This is a genomic window from Kribbella sp. NPDC003505, assembly GCF_040610875.1.
GTDB lineage: Bacteria > Actinomycetota > Actinomycetes > Propionibacteriales > Kribbellaceae > Kribbella.
The window spans coordinates 143,131-161,118 of the sequence record NZ_JBEXNA010000006.1 but is presented as its reverse complement, the minus strand read 5'-3'; the positions used below and the strand labels follow the sequence as shown (position 1 = coordinate 161,118).

The 17,988-nt window shown below is 68.3% G+C and carries 23 protein-coding genes; 11 read left to right on the top strand and 12 right to left on the bottom strand.

Translation table 11 applies throughout. The features are described 5' to 3' along the window. Positions 1-51 precede the first annotated feature (51 nt). Positions 52-1,191 carry a molybdopterin-dependent oxidoreductase gene (locus tag ABZX12_RS22005; protein ID WP_355695745.1) on the top strand — a complete coding sequence of 380 codons (1,140 nt, stop codon included), beginning with the start codon at positions 52-54 and terminating at the stop codon, positions 1,189-1,191. Further along, positions 1,188-1,622 carry a hypothetical protein gene (locus tag ABZX12_RS22000; RefSeq protein WP_355695743.1) on the top strand — a complete coding sequence of 145 codons (435 nt, stop codon included), beginning with the start codon at positions 1,188-1,190 and terminating at the stop codon, positions 1,620-1,622. The genes ABZX12_RS22005 and ABZX12_RS22000 overlap by 4 nt, the downstream gene beginning before the upstream one ends. Here ABZX12_RS22000 and ABZX12_RS21995 read toward each other — a convergent pair. Next, positions 1,562-2,389: a 3-keto-5-aminohexanoate cleavage protein gene (locus ABZX12_RS21995; protein WP_355695741.1), complete on the bottom strand. Its 828-nt coding sequence runs from the start codon at positions 2,387-2,389 to the stop codon at positions 1,562-1,564. The two genes, ABZX12_RS22000 and ABZX12_RS21995, sit on opposite strands and share 61 nt — an antisense overlap. A 92-nt stretch (positions 2,390-2,481) precedes the next feature. On the opposite strand from ABZX12_RS21995, the gene dtd reads away from it, so the two are divergent. Next, the gene (dtd, locus tag ABZX12_RS21990; protein ID WP_355695740.1) at positions 2,482-2,907 is read left to right on the top strand and encodes a D-aminoacyl-tRNA deacylase; all 426 of its coding nucleotides are present in this window, start codon (positions 2,482-2,484) and stop codon (positions 2,905-2,907) included. An 87-nt stretch (positions 2,908-2,994) separates the two neighbouring features. Here the strand turns inward: dtd and ABZX12_RS21985 are convergent, their stop codons facing one another. From ABZX12_RS21985 to ABZX12_RS21955, 7 genes are all read right to left on the bottom strand, one after another. Then, complete coding sequence (locus ABZX12_RS21985; protein ID WP_355695738.1) at positions 2,995-4,221, bottom strand: choice-of-anchor P family protein; 1,227 nt, start codon at positions 4,219-4,221, stop codon at positions 2,995-2,997. Positions 4,222-4,523: 302 nt separating this feature from the next. Then, positions 4,524-4,820: a DUF1416 domain-containing protein gene (locus ABZX12_RS21980; RefSeq protein WP_131294190.1), complete on the bottom strand. Its 297-nt coding sequence runs from the start codon at positions 4,818-4,820 to the stop codon at positions 4,524-4,526. 3 nt (positions 4,821-4,823) lie between these two features. Then, complete coding sequence (locus tag ABZX12_RS21975) at positions 4,824-5,672, bottom strand: sulfurtransferase (protein WP_355695736.1); 849 nt, start codon at positions 5,670-5,672, stop codon at positions 4,824-4,826. Between the two features lie 15 nt (positions 5,673-5,687). After that, positions 5,688-6,128, bottom strand: coding sequence for a DUF4395 domain-containing protein (locus tag ABZX12_RS21970; RefSeq protein WP_355695734.1), 441 nt, complete (start codon positions 6,126-6,128; stop codon positions 5,688-5,690). Between the two features lie 281 nt (positions 6,129-6,409). Then, entirely contained in the window at positions 6,410-7,249 is an 840-nt protein-coding gene (locus ABZX12_RS21965) for an RDD family protein (RefSeq protein ID WP_355695733.1), read from the bottom strand. A gap of 60 nt (positions 7,250-7,309) precedes the next feature. Beyond that, positions 7,310-7,741 (bottom strand): thioredoxin family protein, encoded by a 432-nt coding sequence (locus ABZX12_RS21960; RefSeq protein WP_355695731.1) that lies wholly within the window; start codon positions 7,739-7,741, stop codon positions 7,310-7,312. Between the two features lie 45 nt (positions 7,742-7,786). Next, complete coding sequence (locus tag ABZX12_RS21955; protein ID WP_355695729.1) at positions 7,787-8,200, bottom strand: HIT domain-containing protein; 414 nt, start codon at positions 8,198-8,200, stop codon at positions 7,787-7,789. Between ABZX12_RS21955 and arfB the strand changes: the two genes are divergently transcribed. Genes arfB through ABZX12_RS21935 form a run of 4 tightly spaced genes read left to right on the top strand, consistent with a single transcriptional unit; the run spans position 8,082 to position 10,498 of the window. Then, entirely contained in the window at positions 8,082-8,657 is a 576-nt protein-coding gene (gene arfB, locus ABZX12_RS21950; protein WP_355695728.1) for an alternative ribosome rescue aminoacyl-tRNA hydrolase ArfB, read from the top strand. The genes ABZX12_RS21955 and arfB overlap by 119 nt on opposite strands. Positions 8,658-8,694: 37 nt before the next feature. Further along, a complete protein-coding gene (locus ABZX12_RS21945; RefSeq protein WP_355695726.1) occupies positions 8,695-9,330 on the top strand; it encodes a hypothetical protein in 636 nt (211 codons plus the stop codon). After that, complete coding sequence (locus ABZX12_RS21940; protein WP_355695725.1) at positions 9,327-9,893, top strand: hypothetical protein; 567 nt, start codon at positions 9,327-9,329, stop codon at positions 9,891-9,893. The genes ABZX12_RS21945 and ABZX12_RS21940 overlap by 4 nt, the downstream gene beginning before the upstream one ends. After that, positions 9,890-10,498, top strand: a complete 609-nt coding sequence (locus tag ABZX12_RS21935; RefSeq protein ID WP_355695723.1) for a hypothetical protein — start codon at positions 9,890-9,892, stop codon at positions 10,496-10,498. The genes ABZX12_RS21940 and ABZX12_RS21935 overlap by 4 nt, the downstream gene beginning before the upstream one ends. On the opposite strand, the gene ABZX12_RS21930 is transcribed toward ABZX12_RS21935, so the two are convergent. Next, entirely contained in the window at positions 10,461-11,825 is a 1,365-nt protein-coding gene (locus tag ABZX12_RS21930) for a hypothetical protein (RefSeq protein ID WP_355696399.1), read from the bottom strand. The genes ABZX12_RS21935 and ABZX12_RS21930 overlap by 38 nt on opposite strands. A gap of 52 nt (positions 11,826-11,877) precedes the next feature. After that, a complete protein-coding gene (locus ABZX12_RS21925) occupies positions 11,878-12,117 on the bottom strand; it encodes a MoaD/ThiS family protein (protein ID WP_355695721.1) in 240 nt (79 codons plus the stop codon). A gap of 160 nt (positions 12,118-12,277) precedes the next feature. Between ABZX12_RS21925 and ABZX12_RS21920 the strand changes: the two genes are divergently transcribed. Beyond that, on the top strand, positions 12,278-12,991 hold the full coding sequence (locus ABZX12_RS21920) for a response regulator transcription factor (RefSeq protein ID WP_355695720.1): 714 nt from the start codon (positions 12,278-12,280) through the stop codon (positions 12,989-12,991). Between the two features lie 15 nt (positions 12,992-13,006). Here ABZX12_RS21920 and ABZX12_RS21915 read toward each other — a convergent pair whose 3' ends face one another. Together ABZX12_RS21915 and ABZX12_RS21910 are read right to left on the bottom strand one after the other, a co-directional pair. Beyond that, the gene (locus tag ABZX12_RS21915; RefSeq protein ID WP_355695718.1) at positions 13,007-13,315 is read right to left on the bottom strand and encodes a hypothetical protein; all 309 of its coding nucleotides are present in this window, start codon (positions 13,313-13,315) and stop codon (positions 13,007-13,009) included. 118 nt (positions 13,316-13,433) lie between these two features. Continuing rightward, entirely contained in the window at positions 13,434-15,248 is a 1,815-nt protein-coding gene (locus ABZX12_RS21910) for a bifunctional metallophosphatase/5'-nucleotidase (protein WP_355695716.1), read from the bottom strand. Positions 15,249-15,365: 117 nt separating this feature from the next. Here ABZX12_RS21910 and mshD point away from each other — a divergent pair, with 117 nt between their 5' ends. The 3 genes from mshD (at position 15,366) to ABZX12_RS21895 (ending at position 17,963) form a co-directional block, all read left to right on the top strand. Then, positions 15,366-16,277, top strand: coding sequence for a mycothiol synthase (gene mshD, locus ABZX12_RS21905; protein ID WP_355695714.1), 912 nt, complete (start codon positions 15,366-15,368; stop codon positions 16,275-16,277). 199 nt (positions 16,278-16,476) lie between these two features. Continuing rightward, positions 16,477-17,082 carry a DUF6318 family protein gene (locus ABZX12_RS21900; RefSeq protein ID WP_355695712.1) on the top strand — a complete coding sequence of 202 codons (606 nt, stop codon included), beginning with the start codon at positions 16,477-16,479 and terminating at the stop codon, positions 17,080-17,082. A gap of 449 nt (positions 17,083-17,531) precedes the next feature. After that, a complete protein-coding gene (locus ABZX12_RS21895; RefSeq protein ID WP_355695711.1) occupies positions 17,532-17,963 on the top strand; it encodes a PKD domain-containing protein in 432 nt (143 codons plus the stop codon). Positions 17,964-17,988: the final 25 nt, after the last annotated feature.

Below are 17,988 nucleotides of genomic sequence, written 5' to 3'. Positions count from 1 at the left end.
AGTAACCGATGAACGCCGCACACACCGCTCCGGCTGCGTTGTAGTGGAACCATGAAGCTTCCGGCACCACCGACGGAGAAGTCGTTCCCGTCGCCGCTGCACCATCCGCGGGTCGCGACCGTCATCGGCCGCTGGCTCGGGACCGCCGTGACGATCTGCTTCCTGACCGGGCTCTACAGTCACTTCCTGCAGGACACCCCGAGCTGGCTGCCGATCCCCAGCCGGCCCGCGAATCTGTACCGCGTCACGCAGGGCCTGCACGTACTCAGCGGCATCGTCGCCGTCCCGCTGCTGCTGGGCAAGCTGTGGACGGTCTACCCGAAGCTGTTCGCGAAGTTCGACCCGAAGGCGATCGGCCCGGCGATCGAGCGACTGTCGATCCTGGTGCTGGTCTCCTCGATGGCACTTGAACTCTTCATCGGGTTCGTCAACACGCTGCAGTGGTACCCCTGGCCGTTCCCGTTCCGGCAGACGCACTACGCGCTCGCCTGGATCATCGTCGGCGCGCTCCTCGTTCACCTGGCCGTGAAGCTCCCGCTGATCCGCGCGAACTGGCGCCGTACGCCGGAACCCGCGCCCGAGTCACTGCCCGCCGAAACCACCGGCCTGACACGCCGCGGCCTGTTCCGTACGGTGGCCGGCGCGGCCACGCTCGTCGGCATCACCTCGGTCGGCCAGTCCGCACCCGCGTTCGGCCCTGTCGCCGTCCTCGCGCCGCGCGAGCCGAACGTCGGTCCGCAGGGGCTGCCGGTGAACCGTACGGCGGAAGCGGCCGGAGTGACCGGTATCGACGCGGACTGGCGGTTCACGATCGTGGGCCCACGGCAACTGTCCTACACGCTCGAGGAACTGCGCGCGCTGCCGCAGAACTGCTCCGACCTGCCGATCGCGTGCGTCGAGGGCTGGAGTCAAGGCGCGCGATGGGAGGGCGTACGGATGCGCGACCTGCTCGCCGCCGCCGGTGCCGCGCCCAATTCGCGAGTGCGGGTGGTGTCGATGGAGAAGGGCGGGTTCTACGCGACCAGTGAACTACCGGAAGAGTTCGCGGCCGACCCGCTGACATTGCTGGCGTTGCGGCTCAACGGTGCGGAGCTCGCGCTGGATCACGGGTTCCCGGCGCGGATCATCGCACCGAACCGGCCTGGGGTGTTGCAGACCAAGTGGGTTCACCGGCTGGAGGTCATCGCATGAGGCTGCGCATCGGACTGCTGCTCGCGGGCGTGCTCATCGCGTTGTGGGGTGCTTGGGAGTTGTTCAGGGCCGTTGACGTCCCAGCCCTGGTGCGGTTGCCGCTCTGGTTGGGCGGAGCGGTGGTGGCAGACGACTTTGTGATCGTGCCACTGACAGTCGGAATCGGCTGGCTGGTGACACGCTGGTCCGCGGGGCCTGGGCGGCATCGTACGGTCGGCGTGGTGCGGACGACCTTGTTGTACGTCGGAATCACCAGCCTGATCGCCCTGCCGTTGTTGTTACGGCAGGGCACGGGCGCGAATCCGACCGTCCTCCCCCGCGACTATCTGCGCGACTGGTTATTGCTGGAGGCAGCGATCGTTGCGGTCGGCTACCTCTGCTTGATGTTCAGGAGGGCGCGGGCCTCGTCGGGTGACATCGGCGGCCGCTGAGCCAGGGTCGCCAGCGCGGCCGCCCGCTCGACCAGCTCGGCGTTGTGCGTGACCGAGTGCCCCTTCGCCAGCGTCAGCGTGTCCTCCATGCCGACGCGGAGGTTGCCGCCCTTCGACAGTGCGGCCAGCGCGACCGTCAGCGACGTACGGCCGATGCCGGTGGCCGACCAGGACGTGACCGCGGCCGGCAGGGCGTTGACGGCCGCCACGAGCGCGTCCGCCGTACCGGGCATGCCGCCGGGGACACCCATCACCAGGTCGCAGTGCACGCGGCCGCCGTACGGCAGGCCGAACTTGTCCAGCAGCCGATGCAGCGCAGCGACGTGGCCGAGGTCGAACAGCTCGAACTCCGGGACGACCTCGCGCTCCTGCGTGAGCTGGAAGAGTTGGGTGACGAACGGCCACGGGTTCATGAACACGTCGTCGCCGAAGTTGACGGTGCCCATCGTGAGCGAGCAGGAGTCCGGGGCGGCGTCGAGCACCCGGAGGCGGTCCTCGTACGGATCGGTGACCGCGCCGCCGGTGGACAGCTGGACGATCAGCGCGGTGTTCTCGCGGACGGCGGCGACCGTGTCGGTCAGCCGGCCGAGCTCCAGCGTCGGCCGGTGCTCGCCGTCCCGGATGTGGATGTGGATCATCGCCGCTCCCGCGGCCTCGCAGCGCTTCGCGGTCTCGACCAGCTCGTCGAGCGTGGTCGGCAACGCCGGGCAGTCCGCCTTCGCGGTCTCGGCACCGGTGGGAGCAACAGTGATCAGAGTCGACGCCATGGACAAATCCTGCCAGATCGGGTCGCGAAACGGATATTTGCCGGTCGGAGGGTCCGATGACCGGACGATCTCCGGCAGGGGAGGATGTTGCCATGAGAGCCGTAGTACAGCGAGTCAGCCGCGCGTCGGTCACCGTGGACGGCGAGGTGGTCGGGGCGATCGAGGGGCCCGGGCTGGTGGTCCTGCTCGGCGTCACCCACGACGACACGCCCGAGAAGGCAGCCGCGCTGGCCGCCAAGATCTGGACCCTCCGGATCCTCCACGACGAACGCTCGGCGGCCGACGAGCAGGCCCCGATCCTGGCCGTCAGCCAGTTCACCCTGTACGCCGACACACGCAAGGGCCGCCGCCCTTCCTGGAGCGCCGCCGCGCCCGGCCCAGTCTCCGAGCCGCTCTACGATTCCTTCTGCACCGCACTGGAAGCCCTTGGCGCCAAGGTGGAGCGCGGCGTCTTCGGCGCGGACATGCAGGTTGCCCTGACCAACGACGGTCCGGTCACGCTCATCTTGGACGCATAGCAGAAACCGGCCCCCGGATCCGTGCGGGATCCGGGGGCCGGTTGTTTCTGCGTCGGTGAGGTTCGACTCAGAAGGTGTCTGCTGAGATCAGCTGACGACACCGGCGGCCGAGTGGCCGACGACGACCTTGGTGTTCAGGCCGGGAACCTCGACGACCAGCGCGTTCACCGAGATGTAGCGCTTCTGCCGCATGACCTGGTTGAAGGTCAGCCTGGCGACACCCGGGATCTCCAGCGTCTGGTTCTCGCCGGTCTTGACCGGGTAGGTCTTGTTGCCGACCTTGATCGAGGCGATGCTCGAGGACGAGCTGACGCCGGCCTTGCCGTCCTTCGTCTTCCACGCCGACGCGGAGGACTCGACGGCGCCGATGGACAGCGTGCCGACCTTCACGCCCGCGACGTGCGAGGTGAAGTTGATGTACGACTTCTCCTCGCCGATGGCGCCGTTCTTGGTGGTGTAGACACCGCCGACGTAGGCGACCTTCGGGATGTTCAGCTCGCCGACCGCGACCCGGACCGTCTTGCCCTCAGTACCCTGGCAGGTGGTCTGGAGCGACGTCGGGCCGGACACGACCAGCTTGTCCGCCGTGGCCTTGGTGCCGTACGCGTCGCCGATGACCAGCGCGGTGGCCGGCTTCGAGATCTCCGCGCGGGTCTTCAGAACCGCGACGTCGACGCCCTGCGGGACGTACTGGTTCTTGACCGTCGCGTGGATCACGACCGCCTGCGCGTACGAGTAGATGCCGGTGGCGGTCTTCACGCCGCCGACACGGTTCAGCACGATATAGCCGAGGCCCGGAACGGCGACCTTGGTGTTCGGCTTGGGGTTGAGCAGCGACGGCACCGAGATCGCGCCGATCTTCACACCGACGAAGCTGGTGCTGCCGGTGTAGGACAGCTGGCCCTTCGCGTACTTCGACGTGGTGGTGGTCTTCACGCCGGTCAGCGTGAGCAGCGTGCCCAGCCGGATGTCGGCGGCCGTCGCGGTGCTGGTGACACCGGTGCCGCTCTTGTCGTTGAACGCGTGCGTGTCGGTCTTCACCGAGCGCGCGATCGCCTGCTCGTTCACGTTCGCCGTGGCGAGGTCGTTCTTGTCAGCCTTGGTGGCGTCCGTGGTGCAGCCGAACTTGCTGACCACCTGCGGGCCGCTGTTCGCCAGACCGGATTCGACGTCGGTGCCGTACGAGTAACCGCTGTATCCGAAAACCGGCGAGGCGGATGCCGAACCCGAGGTCAGCGCGATCGTAGAAGCCACGCCGACAACCGCCGCAACTCCGACGGCGGCGAGCTTCTTGTATCCGATGCGGGGTCGCATTGACCCCTCCTCCCTGAGTGATGACGTGACCCGCAGCGCGGGTCAGGACACAGACACAACTCAGCCGATTGCGGTAGGTGACGAGGCGACCCCGCTCCGAGACCAAACCGTTACCTTGCCGCTCGCTCCACGAGATTTCCCGGCCACACCCGTAACTCGGTTGCGATGACCGAAACCTCTTGTCCCATGAGGGATTCCGGACATGCCGAGGGGCCCGGACGCGCAAGGTCCGGGCCCCTCGGTGCTTACTTCAGGGTGGGCCACCTCGGGTGGTGGTGGCACCTTCTGTAACGAACGACTGCTCAGACGGTGACGGCCACTTCCGCAACCTCGCCGTACTGCGCGACCACCTGACGGTCGACCGGGTCGGCCTTCGGGGCCAGCGTGCGCAGCGTCCAGCTGCCCGGCGCCGCGAAGAACCGGAAGTGCCCGGTCGCCGAGGTCGGCACCTCGGCGGTGAACTCACCGGTGGAGTCCAGCAGCCGTACGTACGCGCCGCCGACCGGCTCCTCGCCGCGCAGCACCTGCCCCTGGATCACGGCTTCCTTGTCGACGTCCACGCCCTTGAGGTCGAGGCCGCCCTGCTTAGCTCCGCACATGTGTCACGCCTTTCCGGGCTCGTCGCCGAGGGCAACGGGTACGCCGACCAGCGAACCCCACTCGGTCCAGGAACCGTCGTAGTTCTTCACGTTCGCCTGGCCGAGGATCTCGTGCAGCACGAACCAGGTGTGCGCCGAGCGCTCGCCGATCCGGCAGTACGCGATCGTGTCCTTGCCGAAGTCCACGCCGGCGTCGGCGTACAACTGCTTCAGCTCGTCGTCGGCGCGGAACGTGCCGTCGTCGTTGGCCGCCTTGCTCCACGGGATGCTGGCCGCGGTCGGGATGTGGCCCGCACGCTGCGCCTGCTCCTGCGGCAGGTGGGCCGGGGCGAGCAGCCGGCCGGCGTACTCGTCGGGGCTGCGCACGTCGACCAGGTTCTTCACGCCGATGGCGTCCTTGACCTCGTCGCGGAAGGCGCGGATCTCCAGGTTCTGCGGCTGCGCGGTGTACTGGGTGGCCTCGCGCTTGACGACCTCGTCGGTCAGCTCCCGGCTGTCGAGTTCCCAGCGCTTGCGGCCACCGTCGAGCAGCCGGACGTCAGCGTGGCCGTAGAGCTTGAAGTACCAGTACGCGTACGCCGCGAACCAGTTGTTGTTGCCGCCGTACAGCACGACCGTGTCCTCGTTCTTGACACCACGGTCGGACAACAGCGCCTCGAACTGCTCCTTGCTGACGAAGTCGCGCCGGACCGGGTCCTGCAGGTCGTCCTGCCAGTCGATCTTGATCGCGCCGGCGATGTGGCCGGCGTCGTACGCCGAGACGTCTTCGTCGACCTCGATCAGGACAACTCCGTCGTCGAACTTGTGCTCCTCGACCCAGTCGGCCGAGACGAGCGCGGATTCCCTGCTCATGTGTGCTGCCTCTTCTCAGTTGGTAGCGGTGGTTGGCGTACGAATGCGATGGATCAGCAGATAGGCCTCGCAACCGAGGCAGAGCCCGACGGCCGCGTTCACGAACGCGGCGACCAGGGCGAATCCGGTGGCGACCACGCCCAGAACGGTGGCGCCGGTCAGGTAACCGGCCAGGCCGGCGACCGCGAAGACGAGGCCGACCACCTGGGCGAACCGCGGCGGCGCCGCGTCCTCCAGCTCCTTCGGCGGCCCCAGCCGGGGCCGGACCAGCCGCTTGAACAGCAGCCCGTACGGCGACGCGCCGACGCCGAAGGCGACCGACACCGCGAACACCACGGCCTGCACCGCGAGCGGCCAGGGGTTGTTCAGGACGAGCGTCAGAGCCAGGACGACGGTGGTCACACCCGCGGCGAACCGGAGCCCGCGCGGATCCACCTTGGCTGTCTTTTCGGACATGACGACTCCCGGAGGAGAGGGATGTCGAGCCGGAACCCGCCCGGATACGCGGGAGGCGACGTACGCGGAACCGTGCTCAGCGACCGGTTCCGCAGCGCTCTGGACGCCGCCTGGTCAGCGGCGTCGACACAGCGACGAGCGCACGCGGCAGTTGTCCACCGCGCGCCGCTTCGTCAGCCAAGTCGTGTAAACCACGCATCGAGAGTACGGAACCCGGGCGGACCCACCACCCGTGGTCCCATCAAATGAGACAACTGATCAAATCGTGGACTCGTCGTGCGTCAGACCCGGACCACGTTCGTACCGGCGACCTTGTCGTGCAGCGCCTGCTTCTTGTCGTCCCAGAGCGGCCAGAGGTAGTTGAGCAGGATGGCCAGCGAGGCGAAGATGCCGAAGATCGGGATCGACCCGGCGAGGTACAGGACCAGGTCGAAACCGCAGCGCTTCGCAGCGGCGCCGCGCGGCGGCGGGCCCGGGACGTCCCGCAGCCGGACCGCGATCCCGGTCGCCATCTTGCCCGGCGTACGGCCCTTCGTGACGAGGAACAGGTACTCGTACACGAAGAAGACCAGATACCCGATCACCGAGGCCGGGATGGCGTACTTGAACACCTCGGGCGGCATCGCGACCGGAGTCGTACTGCCTGCCCGCGCGGCGTCCATCACGTCCTCCAGCCACGAGGTCATCACCTGGCTGGACTGGTAGTAGAAGTATCCGGTCAGCGGCAAGGCGATGAACCAGGCGATGATCGAGTCGAGGATGAGCGCGAAGACACGCCGCCACCAGCCCGACAGCGGCTGGCCGTCCGGCGTGGTGCCGGAGCCCTGTCCCCGGTACCCGAAGCCCGAGTCGGCCTGGGGGTACGCCGGATAGCCGCCCTGCTGCGTGACACGCTGGCCATACTGCGGAGCCGGCTCGGCCTGCTGGCCGTACACCTGGCCGTGCTCCGCGCGCTGACCGTACTGCGGGGCGTCGGCGGTCCTCGCCTGACCGAACTGGCCCCGGTACGGCGCTGGGCCCTCCTGCGGCCGGCGCTGATCCGTCCAGGCGCTGCCGTCCCAGTACCGCTCCTGGGTCGGGTCCTCGGGGTCGGTGTACCAGCCTGCTGATTGAGAGCTCACCGGGAGAGTCTTGCTTACCTGCAGGTCCATTGGCCATCCGGTAGCGACTACCGGACGCGGTCAGCTGGGCTGGCGGTCGATCGCGACGGCCAGCGCGGCGATCACGTCAGGCTTCCGGGGAGCCCCGCTGGCGCGCTTCACCACCGCTCCGGTGCTGTCCAGCACCAGCGTGGTCGGCGTACGCAGGATGTCCAGACGGCGTACCAGTTCGAGGTGGGCCTCGGCGTCCAGCTCGACGTGGCGCACGCCGTCGACCATGCCTTCCACCTCGGCCAATGTCCGCCGGGTGACCCGGCACGGCGCGCAGAACGCCGACGAGAACTGCAACAGCGTCGCCCGCTCGCCCAGCTCCGCGCCCAGCTCCGCAGCCGTCACCCGCTCCACGTCGTCCTCGTTCTTCCCGCGAAACCGCCCGTCGACCCAGGCCTTGAGCACGCTCAACGCCACGCCGGCGACGACCGCCGCGACGAGTACCCACAGGCCCAGGCTCACAGTTACCCACGGTACGACGCGCCGTTCACGATTCAACTGCCCGTTTCACGTGCTGAGAAGCACCTGCGGGTCCACGGCGAGGCGATGGCTCGACCGGCCGGTCGGCCAGGGCAGGCAGTCGTCGCCGTCACCCGGGTACCGCGGGACCACGTGCAGGTGCAGGTGGTCGACACTGCGGCCGGACCCGGGTCCGCTGGCGTTCAGCAGGCAGACACCGGTTGCTCCGAGCCTCTCGACCATCCGCTGCGCGATGCGCTGGGCCAGGTCCATCACCTGGGTCAGGTCACCCGGCTTGGCGTCCAGCAGCCCCGCGCCGGTGTGACGGCGGGGCACGACCAGCGTGTGCCCCGGAGCGATCTCCTCACTCGGCAACGGGAGGAACGCGACCGCCACGTCCTCCTTGGCGATCCAGCGGGCCGAGTCGGCGGAGATCAGGCCGCAGAAGACGCAGGCATCCATCCGTCGATTCTCCTCTTGTCTAATAGGTCCTGTGGAGAGCGGAGTGACAGTGCGGTCGGGGGTGGTGATCCCCGAGGCCGAGCTGGCGTGGCGGTTCTCCCGGTCGAGCGGACCGGGCGGGCAGTCGGTGAACACCACGGACAGCCGGGTCGAGCTCAGCTTCGACGTCGCGGGGACGTCGGCGTTGAGCGACGTACTGAAAGCCCGGGCGCTCGAGCGGCTGGGGCCGCGGCTGGTCGACGGTGTGCTGACAATCGCCGCCTCGGAGTACAAGTCGCAATGGCGCAACCGGGAGGCGGCGCGGGAACGGCTGGCCGTACTGGTTCGTGAGGCAATCGCTCCACCGCCCCGCAAGCGGCGCCCGACAAAGCCGAGCAAGGCGTCCGTACGGCGCCGGCTGGACGACAAGAAGCGCCGCGGCGAGACGAAGCGCCTGCGCGGCCGCCCGAACGACTAGGTCCTCGGGCGGCCCTTTGGCTGGATAGGCTTCCGCCGTGCAGGAAACGGGGAGCGGGGGAGCTGAGCAGTATGAGCCGGAGGAGCTTCCGGAGTTCCAGGACCTCAAGGTGCGCGGGCGTTCGCTGCGGACCTGGGGGCTCAGCGCCGGCGCCGTCCTGCTGGCGATCTCGGCGGCCTTCGGCGGACTGAAGAAGGCGGGCGACGAGACCCCGCAGGTGGACGCCGGAACCGCGATCGACGCCGGCCAGTTCGAGGTCACGATCCAGCGCGTGGTCACCGTGAAGGACCTGAAGCCGCTGTTCACCCCGGACAACGGTGGCGCCCTGATCGGGGTCGTGACCAAGCTGAAGGTGACCGACGACACCGGCACCACACCTCCGCCGGACCTGATCCGCCTGATCGGCGTCCCCGGCGTGAAGGACACCGATCCGCCGCTGGGCACCACCAACCTCCGCGACGCCACGATGAACCCGGTGCTCACGCCGGACGCCGCCGAGGACGTCGCGTACGTCTGGAAGCTGCCGAACGCGAACCAGCTCCCGGCCGAGGTCAAGCTGACCGTGCAGGGCTACCAGCACGAGGACGAGTCGATCCTGGACCACCACGAGAAGTGGCTGCCGGACGCGATCGTCGCGGACAGCACCGGCAAGGTGAAGGACAACACCAAGTGAGCCGGCGCAGGCTCCTGAACGCCGGCCTCACGCTCGCCGTCCTGGTCGCGATCGTCGGTCTGTACCGGCTCACGCCGACGCAGAAGGACATCCAGGACCCGACCGCGGTGAAAGGCATCCCCGGACGGGTGGTGCACACGCCGCGGTTCGACCTGACCGTCGACGACGTACGGGCCGGCAAGAAACTCCGGATCCCGCGCTCGACGCCGGACCGCGACTCGCTGACCGCCTTCGTGGTCGTCGACGCCACCGTCACGGCGAACCGGGAGCCGATGCACATCTTCGACGTCCGGATCCGCTCCGCCGACGGCGTCACGTACCTCGGCGCCAACCGCAGCGGACTGGACCAGGTCGACCTGACCGGGACCGAGTTCGCGCCGGACATCCCGGTCCGCGGCTCGTTCGTGATCGAGATGCCGGCCGACAAGGTGCCCGGGGCAACGTTGCTGGTGATGGAGAAGTCGATGCTGAACGACCTCGAGCCGCAGGTCACCGTGCCGCTCGGCGACGACGCCCCCGCGGTGGAGGACGTCGTGTCCCTGACCGCTGCGAGCGACACGTGACCAGCGCCCGGCGGGCCCGGCGCGGATGGTTCCGCAAGAACACGGTCGCGCTCGCAACCCTGGTCGTGGCGATCCCGCTGGCCGCGTGGTGGACGACGCGCAGCGACTACAAGTCCTGGTACGACGACGAGCCCCGCGACGCTGTCGACGTGGCGGCCGGCGGTACGTCGTACAACGGCGCGACCTGGTACGCCGCGAGCGTCGAGGAGAACCCGCGACCGTCGCGCGCCGGTTCCGATCAGGACGAGCTGCCCGACGGGACGACGCGGATCCGGGTGTACTTCCGGCTGCAGGTCGACAATCTGTCCGCGCTCGACGGGCTCGGCGGATGCCGTATGCACCTCCGCGCGCCGGACGGCCGGATCTGGGACGAGGCCCAGATCGCGGACGACTACCAGGACCGTCCGACCGGCTGCACGGGCGGCAGCGACGACCAGCCCTCGAGCTGGCGTGGCACCGCCGCGCCGTACTACCTGAAGCCGGTGGCCGGGAAGCCGTTCGAGACGGTGGCGGTGTTCGTCGTACCGACGTCGGTCGCCGGCAGCGTGCAGCCGACGATCACCTGGGCTACGAAGCTCCCTCAGTACCTGGCATTCCCGAGGTAGCCGCGCTGAGGTCGGTGACGCCGTGGTCACCGGCGGGCTGCTCATGCACCGCCCGGGTCCGCGGGGTGAGGTAGCCGGCCAGGCCGCCGATCATCCGGTCGTACGCGGCGGCGAGCAGGCTGACCTGCAGCATGATCTTCAGGCCGTCGGTGACAAGGTTCAGCGGCTCGTCGATGACCTGCCAGAACTGGAGCGTGTGCGGCCCGAGGACCCACACCTTCAGGGCGATCCACACGGCACTCGCGGCGAACGTGACGACCGCCCAGGCCAGGAAGTACCCGAGCATCGGCCGCAGACCGGAGCGGACCACCAGCCGGAACGCCTCCACGACGGGCGTCCAACGGTCCTTCCAATCCGACACCACCGAGTTCCCGGCGACGCGGACGATCCGCGGCGTCTGCTGCCAGCGATGGGTGATGCGGTCGAACCGCCAGCGCGGCTTGTCGAGCTTCTGCACGACACGGCCGTAGATCACCGCGGTCATCGTGATCCACATCAACGGGAGCACGGCGGCGTCCCAGAGGTCGGCGATGCCCGCGGCCACGAAACCGGCGACGGTGTCCCACACCTCACGGACCTGGTCGACGCCCAGCACGTGGTCGAGCACCCACGTGTACCCGTCGTGCAGCCATTGCCAGACCTGGCGCTCCTTCAGCCAGGTCTTCGGCGACGGGATGTACGAGGACGCCTGGTAGATCACCACGAAGATCCACAGCGCCTCGAGGTAGGTGACGAGCAGCTTGCGGACCGGGCCTTCCTCGTCCTTCTTCCACTTCTTGAACGCGAACCGGAGCAGGTACGCCGTGACGCCGAGGCCGATGAACAGCCAGGTGGACAGCGACTGCAGGCCCGTGGACTGCGGCGCCACCGTGCCACCGGTCAGCACCGTCGCCGCCGTCTCGTTCACCTTGTGGACGGCCAGCTGGTACTCGTAGTCGAGCGCCTCGGTCTGCAGGAACTTGTACGCCGCGTAGAACGCCAGGAACGGCAGCAGCGCCGCCGCGATCGCGTCGAGCAACTGGTTCTCGCGGCCCGGTTCCACACCGTCCGGGGCGAGCACGCCCTCGGCGACCGCGCGGCGGTGGAACGGGAGCTCGCCGCGCAGGACCAGGAACATCGTCACGTACATCGCGAGCGAGACCACGACGAGCAGCGCCAGCACGGCAATGCCGGCCGCCTGCGCCTTCGCGCCCGCCTCGACCGCCACCCATTGCAGGCCGCGGTGCGCCAACTGCGCCACCAGGAAGACCGCCAGCAGACGCGGCCAAGCCTTCCCGAACAGAACCCCCGCCCGCCCCACCGTAGTGAGCAACGTCCCCGACTCCATCGCCACGGCGAAGAATCTACCTCCCGACAAGGCCTCACCAGCCGGCCGCCGGTCAGCCGCCGGCGAAGGGGGGGAGCGCGTCTACGAGGGCGCCGTCGGTGAGCGGCGTGCTCGGGTCGGCCCGCTCGCCGTCCAGGAGGAACGTGCAGATCGACAGCACCCGCGCCAGCTCCGGCCGGTCGGTCGACACGGTCGTCACCAGGTCCCGGATCGAGCCCGCGTCGGCGGTCGCCGTCGACTCCCCGGCCGCCGAACGCGCGGCAGCGAAGTACCTGATGGTCACTTCCGGCATCTGGTCCGCGCCTCACTAATCGGTTAAGTCTCGGCTATTATGTCAGCTTGCTGTTAGACCCAGTGTGTCTCAGGCCCCCGGCAACGACGCCGCCGGGGCCTGACGTGCACGAGGACCGGATCGCTGGTTCTGGATCCGACGATCAGCACAAGGAGACGGCGTGAGCACGTTGCTTCTGCTGACGAACGCACTGCAGGCCTCCACCGAGGTGCTGCCGTCGCTCGCCCTGCTCCCCCACCAGATCCGCATCCTGCCCGCCGAGGTCGCCGCGCTGGTCGACGCGCCGGACGCCGACGCCGTGCTGCTCGACGCCCGCCGCGACCTGGTCGCCGTCCGCAGCGCCTCCCGGCTGATCCGCACCACCGGTATCGACGTCCCGCTGATCCTGGTCGTCACCGAGGGCGGCCTGACGGCGGTCAACGCCGACTGGGGCGCGGACGACGTGCTGCTCGACACCGCCGGCCCCGCCGAGATCGAGGCCAGGCTGCGACTCGTCATCGGCCGTCTCGCCGCGACCCGCAACGACGAGCCCGAGTCCACCCTGATCCGCAGCGGCGACGTCGTGATCGACGAAGCGTCGTACACCGCGAAGCTCAACGGCCGCGCGCTCGACCTCACGTACAAGGAGTTCGAGCTGTTCAAGTTCCTCGCGCAGCACCCGGGCCGGGTCTTCACGCGGGAACAACTGCTCCAGGAGGTCTGGGGCTACGACTACTTCGGCGGCACCCGCACCGTCGACGTGCACGTACGGCGTCTGCGCGCCAAGCTCGGCCCCGAGCACGAAGCGCTGATCGGCACCGTCCGGAACGTCGGCTACCGCTTCGTCGTCCCGCCGGCTCCCACCACCCGCGAGCCCGCCGAGGCCAGGTCCTGACTCACAGCTCCTGACTCAGAGGAAGAACTTCAGCAGGGTGAAGGCGAGCGCGGCCGCCGTGACGAGCGCCGCCTTCCCGGACCCGACGCCCTGCCGGACCGCGGCCACGAACACTCCGATCGTGATCGGCACCAGCATCACCAGCAACGTGACCCCGGCCGCGTGAACGCCGACATGCGACTGCAGCGTCAGAAGCCAGCCAACCACGAACGCGAACGTCAACCCGAGCCAGCTGGTGATCTGCACCGGCCCGTCCGCGCTGCGATGCCCGCGATGCGAAGCCCTGGTGGCCCGCCGGTGCGAGGTCGGAGCAACGTGCGCCATCGCTCACCTTCCGTAAGTGCCTGAGTACGCAAGGTACCAGCAACTCTGACGAGAACGAAAAGCCGGTACGCCGCGGTCGGCGCGACGTACCGGCCCTCGTTTCAGCCGCTGGCTGCGATCAGGAACCGACGGAGATGCGGTCGGTCGCGACCGGCGTGTACGGGTCGTGCGCGGTCAGGTAATTGGCGAACGCGTCGATGTCCAGGCCGCCGAAGAACTTGTTCGTCGCCGTGGTGAAGGCCGGGAACCCGTCGCCACCGTCGGAGAGGAAGTTGTTCGTGACGATGCGGTACGTCGTGGCGTCGACCAGCGGCTGGCCGGCGATCTTGATCGAATCGGCCACCACCTTCGAGCCCGCCGGCGCGGCCGGGTTCCAGGTGTAGGTGATGCCCGCGACCTGGAGCACCTTGAACTTCGCCGCGTCCGGACCGTTCACCCCGGAGAACTGCTGCTCCAGCAGAGCCTTGATCTGCGTCCCGGTCATGTCCATCGACACCAGGTAGTTGTTGAACGGCTGGACCGTGAACGCCTTCCCGAAGGTGACCTCGCCGTTCGTCGAGATCAGGTCGGCGCGGATGCCGCCCGGGTTCATGAAGGCCACGACCGGGGTCTTCCCGCCGGTCACGACGCTCGGGTCGGCGAGCTGCGCGTCGGCGATCAGGTTGCCCAGCGGCGACTCGAGCGAGTCGTCGTTGGTCCGCACTACCGACTCGGTGGTGAGGTGACCGATCACCTTGTTCTCGATCGGGGCGACCAGCGTCTTGTACTTCGCGACCAGGTTCGCGGTCTTCGTGTCCGGCACGACGTCCCGGGTGACGATCTGGTTGTTCGCCATGGTGTTCAGGCGGTCGACGTCACCGGTCGCGTTGTCGATGCTCAGGCGGACCTCGGTGACCAGCCGGCCGAACGACGACGCGCTGGTGACGAGCCGCGGTTTCTTGTCCTTGTCCGGCAGCGAGCAGTTGTAGCCCTGGTGGGTGTGGCCGGAGATGATCGCGTCGATCTCGGGGTCCAGGCCGGCGTTGATGTCGACGATCGGGCCGGAGATCCCGGGGCAGCTGTCGTACGCCTTCGGGTCGGCCGGGAAGCCGCCTTCGTGCAGCAGCACGACGATCGACTCCACGCCCTCCTTCTTCAGCTCCGGGACCAGCGCGTTCGCGGTGTCGACCTCGTCCTTGAAGGTCAGACCCTCGACGCCGGACTTGGTCACGATGTTCGGCGTGTTCTCCAGCGTCATGCCGATGAAGCCGACCTTCTTGCCGTCCTTGAAGGTCTTGATCGTGTACGGCGCGAACAGGGTCTTGCGGGTGTTCTCGAAGAACACGTTCGCGGACAGGTACTTGTACTTCGCGCCCTCGAACGGGTGCGCGGCGTCGGGGCAGGAGTTCTGGTTGTTCTGCCCGTCGCCGTCGGGCAGGCAGCCGCCGGTCTGCATCCGGAGCAGCTCGTGCCAGCCCTCGTCGAACTCGTGGTTGCCCACCGACGCAGCCGCGAGTCCCATCCCGTTCAGCGCTTCGACCGTCGGCTCGTCGTGGAACGCCGCCGACAGCAGCGGCGACGCGCCGATCAGGTCACCGGCCGCGACCGTGACCGAGTCCTGCCCCTTCGCCGCGGCAGCCGCCCGGAGCTGCTTCAGGTGCGTCGCCAAGTACACCGCGCCGCCGGCCGGAGTGCCGTTGATGTTGCCGCCCGAGCCCGACGGCGGCTCCAGGTTGCCGTGGAAGTCGTTGATCGCGAGCAACTGGATCTGACTGTGCGTCGGCTTCGGCTTGGCCTGCGCCTGTGCGTTCTCCTCCGCCGCAGCGTCCTGCGTCGCGGCTCCTGCCTGGCTCACGGATCCCCCCGCAGCCAGGGCGAGCGCCGCGGCCGTCCCGGCGGCGAGCAGCCCCACTGCCCGCCCCCACCGCGTCCTGCCTCGTCCTGTGATGGCCATTTCTTCTCCGTCGTCGTCTCGGTCACCGCTGTTTGCGGTGCCGGGAAAGTTACCGGTGGCGACGCGCCCTCGCCAGGACCTGGGCATGAACTGAACCGGACCTTTTACGGTATTCAGGTGACTCTCGAAGCCGTGCCCTCACCGTTGCCCTCGGCCACCGCCGCCGCCGTCACGGAACTCGCTCGCGCCGCAGCACACAGCGACGGCGTCAACCCGCTCTCCGAACGCACCCTCCTGCACCTGGACGGCGAGCACCCCGACGACGTCCACGTCCTCGCCTACGAAGGCGATCCGGGCACCATCGAGGTCACCGGCCTGCAGAGCGCCCGTAACCTCGTCGGATACGGCGCCTTGTCTCCCGACGGCTCGGCCGAACTCTTCGTCACCCCACCTTTCCGCCGGCAAGGCTTCGGCGCCGCCCTCCTGCGCATGCTGCTCGACCACGGCGGCAGCCGTACCCGCGTCTGGGCCCATGGCCGGCTGCCCGGCGCCGACGAGCTGGCCCACCGCCTCGACCTCGAGGTGGCGCGAGAGCTGTACTTCCTCCGCCGTACCAGGGCCGACCTCCCGGAACCCGTCTGGCCCGACGGCATCGACGTACGGACGTTCGTCCCCGGCCAGGACGACGCCGCGTGGCTGCGAGTCAACGCGGCAGCCTTCGCCGACCACCCCGAACAGGGCAGCTGGACCGAAGCCGACCTGACCGAGCGCCTCCACCAGCCATGGTTCGACCCGAACGGCTTCTTCCTCGCCGTCGACTCCGCAGGCGACGTCGCAGGCTTCCACTGGACCAAGGTCGAGGAGGGCGTGGGTGAGGTCTATGTAGTAGGAGTCTCCCCCACCCACCAGGGCCTGGGCCTCGGCAAGGCGCTGACCCTCCAGGGCCTCCATTACCTGCAGTCCACCCGCAACCTCGACGAGATCGTCCTCTACGTAGACGGCACCAACACCGCGGCGAGAGCCCTCTACAACTCCCTCGGCTTCACCACCGCCGCCCTGGACGTCCAGTACGCCCCACGCTCTTTGTGAACGACATCACAAGAACATTCCGCGTCATAAACCCAGCCACCCCCCGTCCCACTAGCAACCAGGAGCCGTCCGAGCCTCTAACCCCCCAGCCGGGCGGCTCCTGGCCCCAAACCCGGTTGTCCACAGCCTGCACCTTTTGACATAGAGCCCCCCGCCCACCGCCCGTTACGATCGTGACGACTACGGAGGGCAGACACCCGTGACACACCGCAACAGGCCAACAATCGCACTCCTGGCCTGCCTAGCCACCGCCACACTCCTCACCAGCTGCACCCAGGAAAGCCCAGAGGCCGGCAGGCCCAACACGGCCCCGTCATCGGCATCCACATCGGAGGCCGCTACAACCGCGCCGCCCGCGTCCTCGACGACTCCGACAGGCGTACCTCAGCGACCGACCGCGGCAGCAGGCCTCAGCCTGACCGCCGGAGAGGCCTTCGTGCGGTACTACGTCAGCCTCATGAATTACGCCTCGACGACAGGAGACATCGCACCGTTGATGTCCGTCACCACTACGAATTGCAAGCAGTGCAAAGGATTCGCGGATTACGTTGCGAAGGTCAACGCCGCGAATGGCGGTCTGACCGGGGACTACCTCGAACGTGTCGACGACGTGCCCGATCTGTTTCGCGGAGAGGGTGGCCGCCTGGGTGGGTACGCGGCAGTAACTATCGGCGCCTACACATCGAAGGATTCCCCGTCGGCCAAACCCGTGACGAGTACCGTGCGAAAGTACAGGCGGGAATTCACCCTGCTCGCTCAGCAGGGCTCGTGGGTCATGGCTGCGACGAGTCTGGTCTCGCAATGAGATCCCGCCCGGTTGCGATGGCGGTACCGATGATGATCCTGACATCCGTCATGTGCAGCGGTGCGGTCGCAGCGAACGCAGAGACGCCGAGTCCACCCGTAGTGGCCGTGAAGCCGAGCAGAGAAGGAGCCCAGGCAGACGCGGACGGAATCATCAGGCGACACGGAAAGAAGACACCCGCCAGCGGGAAGACCAAGCCTGCTCCGCCCAAACCGGCTCGGCCGGCAGGCGACAAACCAACGGGCGGCGATCAGCGTCGAGACGATGCGCAGCACTCGGTTGACGACGATCGTGAACTCAACATCGGGATCTGTGGGCGGGTGCAGCCTGATGGGTCGGTGCCTGGGCCTTATCGGTGTCAGCCGGGTGGGGACGAGCGGCGGGTTACGTTGCGGACGGTTCCGCCGGAGGTTGTGCGGCCTCGGCCTCAGGATGTCACGTGGGAGCAGGTGCGGTCTGAGACGAAGAACGTGGTGTTCCCGGGGCTTTCGGTGAAGGTGCAGCCTGCAGGCCGGACGTTGGTCAATCTGGACACCATCGTTTACACCACTGACAGCAAGGTTTCGACCACGACGGTGACCCTGCTCGGGTTCCCGGTGGTCGTCGAGGCGACGCCGGTCAGCTACACGTGGCAGTTCGGCGACGGTTCACCCGCGCTCACCACGAGTACGCCGGGCAAGCCGTACCCGTCAAAGGAGATCACCCACAAGTACATGAAGCGCGGCGGGGTCAGCCTCAGCCTGACCACCAATTACGCCGCCCGCTTCAACGTCGCCGACACCGGCTGGCAGTACATCGACGGCACCGTTCCCATCACCGGCCCCGCCACACCACTTCAGGTCCGCGAGGCCGTGCCGGTCCTGGTGGACCCTGGCCGCTGACTCTCGCGCGGTTCAGGTGGTGCGG

What these genes read in the sequence shown, in the direction of transcription:
- ABZX12_RS21970 (WP_355695734.1), bottom strand. Translation starts at nt 6,128, where the DNA reads ATGTCCGAAAAGACAGCCAAGGTGGATCCGCGCGGGCTCCGGTTCGCC.
- ABZX12_RS21975 (WP_355695736.1), bottom strand. Translation starts at nt 5,672, where the DNA reads ATGAGCAGGGAATCCGCGCTCGTCTCGGCCGACTGGGTCGAGGAGCAC.
- ABZX12_RS21925 (WP_355695721.1), bottom strand. Translation starts at nt 12,117, where the DNA reads ATGCCGGAAGTGACCATCAGGTACTTCGCTGCCGCGCGTTCGGCGGCC.
- ABZX12_RS22005 (WP_355695745.1), top strand. Translation starts at nt 52, where the DNA reads ATGAAGCTTCCGGCACCACCGACGGAGAAGTCGTTCCCGTCGCCGCTG.
- dtd (WP_355695740.1), top strand. Translation starts at nt 2,482, where the DNA reads ATGAGAGCCGTAGTACAGCGAGTCAGCCGCGCGTCGGTCACCGTGGAC.
- ABZX12_RS21995 (WP_355695741.1), bottom strand. Translation starts at nt 2,389, where the DNA reads ATGGCGTCGACTCTGATCACTGTTGCTCCCACCGGTGCCGAGACCGCG.
- ABZX12_RS21980 (WP_131294190.1), bottom strand. Translation starts at nt 4,820, where the DNA reads ATGTGCGGAGCTAAGCAGGGCGGCCTCGACCTCAAGGGCGTGGACGTC.
- ABZX12_RS21915 (WP_355695718.1), bottom strand. Translation starts at nt 13,315, where the DNA reads ATGGCGCACGTTGCTCCGACCTCGCACCGGCGGGCCACCAGGGCTTCG.
- ABZX12_RS21930 (WP_355696399.1), bottom strand. Translation starts at nt 11,825, where the DNA reads ATGGAGTCGGGGACGTTGCTCACTACGGTGGGGCGGGCGGGGGTTCTG.
- ABZX12_RS21985 (WP_355695738.1), bottom strand. Translation starts at nt 4,221, where the DNA reads ATGCGACCCCGCATCGGATACAAGAAGCTCGCCGCCGTCGGAGTTGCG.
- ABZX12_RS21910 (WP_355695716.1), bottom strand. Translation starts at nt 15,248, where the DNA reads ATGGCCATCACAGGACGAGGCAGGACGCGGTGGGGGCGGGCAGTGGGG.
- ABZX12_RS21955 (WP_355695729.1), bottom strand. Translation starts at nt 8,200, where the DNA reads ATGGATGCCTGCGTCTTCTGCGGCCTGATCTCCGCCGACTCGGCCCGC.
- ABZX12_RS22000 (WP_355695743.1), top strand. Translation starts at nt 1,188, where the DNA reads ATGAGGCTGCGCATCGGACTGCTGCTCGCGGGCGTGCTCATCGCGTTG.